General features: G+C 63.4%; 9 protein-coding genes. 5 read left to right on the top strand and 4 right to left on the bottom strand.

Going from position 1 to position 6251, the window contains the following annotated elements; translation table 11 throughout:
* Positions 1-1087 (bottom strand): serine hydrolase domain-containing protein (locus VF629_RS02040; protein ID WP_331056777.1); only part of this gene is annotated, 1087 nt, incomplete at its 3' end.
* A gap of 113 nt (positions 1088-1200) precedes the next feature.
* Positions 1201-1797, bottom strand: coding sequence for a GDP-mannose pyrophosphatase NudK (gene nudK, locus VF629_RS02035; protein ID WP_331056776.1), 597 nt, complete (start codon positions 1795-1797; stop codon positions 1201-1203).
* 49 nt (positions 1798-1846) lie between these two features.
* Between nudK and VF629_RS02030 the strand changes: the two genes are divergently transcribed.
* The 3 genes from VF629_RS02030 (at position 1847) to VF629_RS02020 (ending at position 3919) form a co-directional block, all read left to right on the top strand.
* Positions 1847-2599, top strand: a complete 753-nt coding sequence (locus VF629_RS02030; RefSeq protein WP_331056775.1) for a DeoR/GlpR family DNA-binding transcription regulator — start codon at positions 1847-1849, stop codon at positions 2597-2599.
* Between the two features lie 130 nt (positions 2600-2729).
* On the top strand, positions 2730-3299 hold the full coding sequence (locus tag VF629_RS02025; protein WP_331056774.1) for a hypothetical protein: 570 nt from the start codon (positions 2730-2732) through the stop codon (positions 3297-3299).
* The gene (locus VF629_RS02020; RefSeq protein WP_331056773.1) at positions 3296-3919 is read left to right on the top strand and encodes an OmpA family protein; all 624 of its coding nucleotides are present in this window, start codon (positions 3296-3298) and stop codon (positions 3917-3919) included. Before VF629_RS02025 ends, VF629_RS02020 begins: the two co-directional genes overlap by 4 nt.
* 173 nt (positions 3920-4092) lie before the next feature.
* Here the strand turns inward: VF629_RS02020 and VF629_RS02015 are convergent, their stop codons facing one another.
* The gene (locus VF629_RS02015) at positions 4093-4530 is read right to left on the bottom strand and encodes a carboxymuconolactone decarboxylase family protein (protein WP_331056772.1); all 438 of its coding nucleotides are present in this window, start codon (positions 4528-4530) and stop codon (positions 4093-4095) included.
* A 75-nt stretch (positions 4531-4605) separates the two neighbouring features.
* Positions 4606-5214 (bottom strand): Crp/Fnr family transcriptional regulator, encoded by a 609-nt coding sequence (locus VF629_RS02010; protein ID WP_331056771.1) that lies wholly within the window; start codon positions 5212-5214, stop codon positions 4606-4608.
* 439 nt (positions 5215-5653) lie between these two features.
* On the opposite strand from VF629_RS02010, the gene VF629_RS02005 reads away from it, so the two are divergent.
* Complete coding sequence (locus VF629_RS02005; RefSeq protein ID WP_331056770.1) at positions 5654-5890, top strand: hypothetical protein; 237 nt, start codon at positions 5654-5656, stop codon at positions 5888-5890.
* A complete protein-coding gene (locus VF629_RS02000) occupies positions 5863-6249 on the top strand; it encodes an NADP-dependent oxidoreductase (protein WP_331056769.1) in 387 nt (128 codons plus the stop codon). The genes VF629_RS02005 and VF629_RS02000 overlap by 28 nt, the downstream gene beginning before the upstream one ends.
* Positions 6250-6251: the final 2 nt, after the last annotated feature.

Below are 6251 nucleotides of genomic sequence, written 5' to 3'. Positions count from 1 at the left end.
TGTTGTCGAGGCGGTAATTCCAGCGGTAATTGCTGATGCCTAAGGGCTTGAACAAATTCGCTTCGGCAAACTGCGGCAAGGGTTGGCCGGTGGCGTTTTCCACTGCTTTGCCCAGCACAGCCACCGCCCCCGAGCAGTAGGAGCCCTGCTTGCCGGGGTCGCTGGTGAGGGGCAGGTCCAGCACAAATTTTACCCAGTCGGGCTGCGGGTACATTTTCTCCTCGTTGCCCGCCGACTTGCCCCCGTCGTTGTCGTTGCAGTCGAGGCCGGTGCGCATGGTCAGGAAGTCCTGCACCGTCCAGTCCTGCTTGCGGGGGTCGGGGTTGGCGTAGCCGGGGTACTTGAAGTAGGGTAGCACCCGGTCTTGCTCGCCCTTGATGGCCTGCCGCTGCACGGCCGCCCCCACCAGCGCCGACACGAAGCTTTTCGACGCCGAGCGCAGCTGCTGGAGCTTGTCGCGGTCGTAGCCGTAGAAGTATTCTTCCAGCACCAGCTTGCCACGGTGCCAGAGCAGCACGCTGTGTACGCCGGGGTACTGCTGCTCGTCTACCAGGGCCTGCACCATGGTTTGCAGCGGGGCGGGGTTCAGGCCCATGCTGGCCAGGCTGGCGGTGGGCAGGCCATCGGCCGTGGCGGCGGGCGGCTGGTAAGTGTAGCGCGGCCGGCTGCCGTCGGGCAGGCGCCGCGCAAACAGAGAAGCTGGCGATTTGGCCGTGGCCAACGACAGACGCTTGTAGAAGATGCCGGCCTCCGCAAAGCCCGTCACCGCACCAGCCGCGTCGCGCCGAAACGGAATAGTGTCGTTGCCAGCGTTGAGAAACACGTCGCGCTTGATGCGGCGCAAGGGGTATTCGGCTTCGTCAATTACGGCCAGCAGGAGGCTGTCTTTCGGCAGCAGCTGCAGCGTGCCGTAGGGCTTCTTGTACTCGTAGGTACCCAGGTACTCGTTCAGCGGGTTGACTGGGGCGCGGCGGGCCGTTTGCGCGGCGGCCGGGGTGGCGGCCAGTTGCACCAGCAAGGCCCACACGCCGTGCGCGGCCAATGTCCGCCTTAATGTTTGGGCCGTTTGCGAGAGTAGTAATTTCATAGCCAGACCGTAAGAACGAGGCCCTAAGGTATTGCCTTCCACTCAAACCCTCATTATCGGCATAGCCCTCCGGAAAACCGCTTGCGAGTCAGTTCCCCGCCCCATTGCTGGCCTCACGCTGCGAGCTGCCGCAGCCGCAGGTATTGCAGCAGCATGATGGTTTTGCCGTCCTGGATTTCGCCGGTGGCCACCATGGCCAGGGCTTCGCGCAGGGGCAATTCCAGCACTTCAATTTCCTCCTCTTCGACGCCGCCCCCGGCCAGGCGCTCCGTGTTGGGCGAATACTCGGCCAGGTAGAAATACAGGCGTTCCGTTACCGAGCCGGGGCTCATGTAGGCTTCCATCACCTTCTCCACGGCCGTGAGGCGGTAGCCAGTTTCTTCTTCGGTTTCCCGGATGATGGCTGTGTCGGGATGGTCGTTGTCCAGCAGGCCGGCGCAGGTTTCGATGAGCAGGCCCGTGGGGTTGCCGTTGACGAAGGTGGGCAAGCGGAATTGCCGGGTCAGGACCACCGTGTCGGCTGCCGGGTTGTGGAGCAGAATGGTGGCGCCGTTGCCCCGGTCGTAGGCCTCGCGCGACTGCGTTTCCCAGGTCCCATTTTTTCGCTGGTAGTCGAAAGTTATTTTGCGAAGGGTGTACCAATTATCGGACAACACCACTTGTTCGCGCAGCCGAATGTGTTCATTGTGCAGAACTGCTTGTTCGTTCATGTTCATTACTGTTTATTTGTGATTACTTGAGCTAAGTAACACATAAACAATGAATTTTCATTTACGAAAGCAGCATTTACTGGCCCTGCTAGACGAGCACGGCAGCCTGGAAGTGACCGATGCTGCGCAGCGCCTCCGCACCACCCCTATCACCATTCGGCGCGACTTGGCGCACCTTGCGGCCAAGGGCTTGGTGGTACGCACCCACGGCGGGGCGGTGCTGCCGCACGTGGCCAAAGACCCCGTGTCCTTCGCCCGCAAAGCCACCGCCCACCTCGCCGAGAAGGAGCATATCTGCCGACTGGCCGCTGCTCAAATTGCCGACGGCGACACCGTGTTTATTGATTGCGGCAGCACCACGTTTCCGTTGTGCCAGCTCATTCGCCACCGCAAGCTGCGGGTCGTGACCAATTCCCTGCCCGTGCTCTTCGAACTGGCGGGCTCGGCGGTGCAAGTGGTGGTGGCCGGGGGCGAAGTGGATGCCGAGCGGCAGGCCATGCACGGCTTGGTTGCTGCCGAGCAGCTCCGGCGCTACCAGGTCGACAAGGCCTTCATCGGCGCTGATGGCGTTTCCTTGGCCCGGGGCCTCAGCGCCAACAGCGAGCACGAGGCCACCATCAGCTTGGCCGCGACTGCCGCCGCCCGCCACGTGTACCTGCTCTGCGACGCCAGCAAACTGGAACAGGACAAATACTTCCAGTTTGCGCCTTTGTCGCTGGTAGGAACCTTGGTGACCGACTCTGGCGCCGCATCCGCCCTGCTGGCGCAGTACCGCGAAGCCGGCCTGCGGGTGCTGGCGTAGCAGGCTCAAAACGGCTGGTTTCAGGGGCCGCTGCAGATGCTGCGCAGCCGGCGCCTCACCACAACGAACCGGCCGTTGATAACCACCTCACTAGTCCGCGCGTATTCTAGGCTCACCCTTTCCTACGCGTATGCATAAGCCATTCATTGCGTTAAGCTGTTTGCTACTGGGTCTGGCTGGCTGTGGCCAGAAGACGACCGACGAAACTGCCACCGTTGCTACCGCGCCGGCGCCCCCCGCCAGCGCCCCCGCCGAAACCGGCGTGGTGCGCGCCGAGTCTGCCCCCGCCGCTGAGCCGGCCGCTACGCCCGCCAAGCCGGCCCTCGACACGCAGCCCGGGCCCGAAGGCACGCAAGTAGCCCTCACCAAAGCCCTGGTGCGGGGCGACATCCTCACAGTCGAACTGCAGTACAGCATCCCGCGCGACGCCGACCGGACTCCCTCCGTCTTCACGAAGCTGGAGCAGGTTAACTACGTGGACGACGCCACTTCCAAAAAGTACGGCATCCTGAAAGACCAGGACGGCAGCTTCATGGCCACGCCGCTGTTCGGCAGCACCAAGCAATTGCACATCCGGACCAGCAAGGGCAACCCGGCCATTGCCACGTTCAAGTTCCCGGCCCCGCCCGCCACCAGCCAAACCATCTCGCTGGTGGTGCCCGAAGTGGGTTCCTTCGATGGTATAGCCGTGCAGCGATGAGCCGCCCGACGTGGACCGGCGGCCTGCTGCTCGGGGCGCTGCTAGTCGCGGCCTGCTCCGACAACAAGCAGACCGCCCAAACCGCCGACACTGGCCAAACCCTAAGCAGTGCTCCCGCCCCACCCGCGGCCCCCGCGGCTACGCCGCCTCCGGCTGCCCCGCGCCCCGCCATGGCCGACCAAGGCGAAACCCTCACCGCTAGCGTGAGCGACCTGAGCGGCCTCATCAGCGACTTGGGCGGCAAGCAAACGGCAGCGGGCCTGGTCATCAATTTCAACGCCGACGTGCTGTTCGATTTCGACAAGGCCGACCTCAAACCCGAGGCCCGGCCTACGCTTGAGAAGCTGGCCCAGGTGGTGAAGCAAGCCACCAAAAGCCGCGTGCAAATCAACGGCTACACCGACGCCAAAGGCGACGACCAGTACAACCTGAAGCTGTCGCAGCAGCGGGCCCAGGCCATTGCCGACTGGCTGCGCACCAACGCTTCCGGTACCCCCGGCCAAACCCAGGTGAAAGGCTACGGCGAGGCCAACCCCGTTGCGCCCAACACCAAGCCCGACGGCAGCGACAACCCCGACGGGCGCCAGCAAAACCGCCGCGTCGAAGTCATTATTTCGTAAGCCACTCTGGTGGCACAGGCCCCGGCTGTTTCTCACAGCCGGGGCTTTTTGCGTGGCGCAAACTCGCCGTCATCATTCTTGCGCCTCTTTATGTCCTGCCACCTGAGCCCACAAACCAACTCGTCCCGAAGCGGCAGCGGCTGAGAGAAACAGTCTTGCTCCTGTAGTACCGGCTAGGCGGGCAGCGGCTTATTGGTGGCAATGCTGATGCGGTTCCAGGCATTGATGGCCACAATGGCCATGATGACCTGGGCCACGTACTGCTCGCCCAAGGCGGCCACGGCCTGCTGGTAGGTAGCGGCCGAGACGTGCTTGCTGATAAAGGTCACTTCTTCGGTCATGGCCAGCACGGCTTGCTCTTCGGGGGTGAAGAGGGTGGTTTCGCGCCAGGCGTCGAGCAGGTAGAGGCGCTGCTCGGTTTCGCCGTGAGCGCGGGCTTCGCGGGTGTGCATGTCGATGCAGAAAGCGCAGCCATTGAGCTGCGAGGCCCGCACCATAACCAAGTGGTGGTGGGTGGTGCTGAGCTGGGTGGTGCCCAGGTATTTCACGAGGCCGTACATGGCTTTGTAGGCGTTGGGCTCGAGTTGCTCCAGGTTGAGTCGCTGGTCCATAACATGTGGGGGTTAGAGTACACGACAAAATTCCGCCTGCCCCGGCCCGCTTCTCCTTAACCTAGATTAAGAAATTCAGGGCTCGTGGGGGCCGGCCTTGCCGGCCGAGTGGCCCCCGGGCCGGGCCCGAATCTTGCTCAGGAACTCGGGCGTGAACCCCAGGTACGAGGCCAGCATGTACTGCGGCACCCGCTGCACAAACCCCGGAAACGCGCTGCTGAAGTGGTGGTAGCGCTCCTCGGCCGACAGCCCGAACTGGTACACAAAGCGCATCTGGTCGGCCGCGACCACGCGCTCCAGCACCAGCCGGAAGTAGCGCTCCAGGGCCGGCACCTGGGCCAGCAGCTCCTCCTGGCGGGCGTGGTCGAGCACGGCCACGGTGGTGGGCTCCACGGCCTGCATGAAAGACTGCGCCGGCCGCTGGCTCAGCAGGCTGGCGTGGTCGGTCAGCCACCAGTTTTCGAGCGCGAAACGCGTGATTTGCTCCGTGCCCTTCTCGGTGATGAAATACATGCGCAGGCAACCTTTCAGCACAAAGAAGCTGGCGGTGCACGTTTGCCCGGCGGCCAGCAGATAGGCTTTGCGCGGCACGGTTTGCAGCGTGAGGTGGTCGCCCAGCAGCTGGGCTTCGGCCGGGGTAAGGGCCACGTAGCGGGCAATGTGCGCGAGGAGAGCGGTGTACATGGGCAACCAGCGGCTTAGTCGGCCGCCCATGCAGGTGGACGGCCGCAACGTGCAGTCATTGGCAAGCGCTAAGGTATTTCCTCCATCGATGATTTGCTGATTCGAGCAAACAACCGCACTACTGCCCTCGCTTTCGCTGCTCCCGAGGTAAACCCAGCTGTCATCGTAGCCCCCGCGCACCCGCCCAACATCATCCATGAGCAGCAGCTTGTGCCCATCCAACTCCCTTGCGTCCACCTTGCCGGCGGGCAGTGGTGCAGTCCAAAGCGCGAAACGAGGGTGCCATCATGCCTTGAGCTTATCCCGCCCAATATGCCGTGCTGGCGGCCGACTCTCCTACCGCTCGTCATTTCGATTAAAACAAAGGGCATTCTGGCTAAACGTGCTGCTTCAGTGGCCGGGACCTTTGCTATCATCAACTAACGGAACGTATTTACTTATGAAAGCAGTAAGAATTCACGCATTTGGTGGGCCGGAGGTCCTGCAAGTGGAAGACGTGGCGCGGCCAGTGCCGGCGGCCGACGAAATCCTCGTCAAAGTATATGCCAGCGGCGTGAACCCCGTTGACTGGGTAATTCGGGAAGGCGGCAACGACGCGTTGCGCGCCTACCTGACCTTGCCGATGACCCTGGGTGGGACGCGGCCGGCGTGGTGGAAGAGGTGGGCAGCGCCGTAACCGGGTTTCAGAAGGGCGACGCCGTGTACGGTCAGCCCAACTTCCCCGGCGACGGCAGCTACGCGGAGTATTGCGCGGCCAAAGCCAGCCGGTTTGCCCACAAGCCCAAGAGCCTCAGTTTCACCGAAGCGGCCAGCGTGCCGCTGGCCGGCCTCACCGCCTGGACGGCCCTCTTCGACCAAGGCAAGCTACAAGCCGGCCAACGCGTCCTGATTCAGGGCGCCTCGGGCAGCGTTGGGGGGTTCGCCGTGCAGTTTGCCAAGGCCAAGGGGGCCTACGTCATCGGCACCGCCTCGGCCGGCAACCTGGCGTATGTGAAGGGCCTGGGAGCCGACGAGGTGCTGGACTACCGCACCTAGCC

This window comes from Hymenobacter sp. (assembly GCF_036388155.1).
GTDB lineage: Bacteria > Bacteroidota > Bacteroidia > Cytophagales > Hymenobacteraceae > Hymenobacter.
The sequence above is the reverse complement of the archived record's forward strand: the minus strand, read 5'-3'. Positions and strand labels throughout refer to the sequence as shown.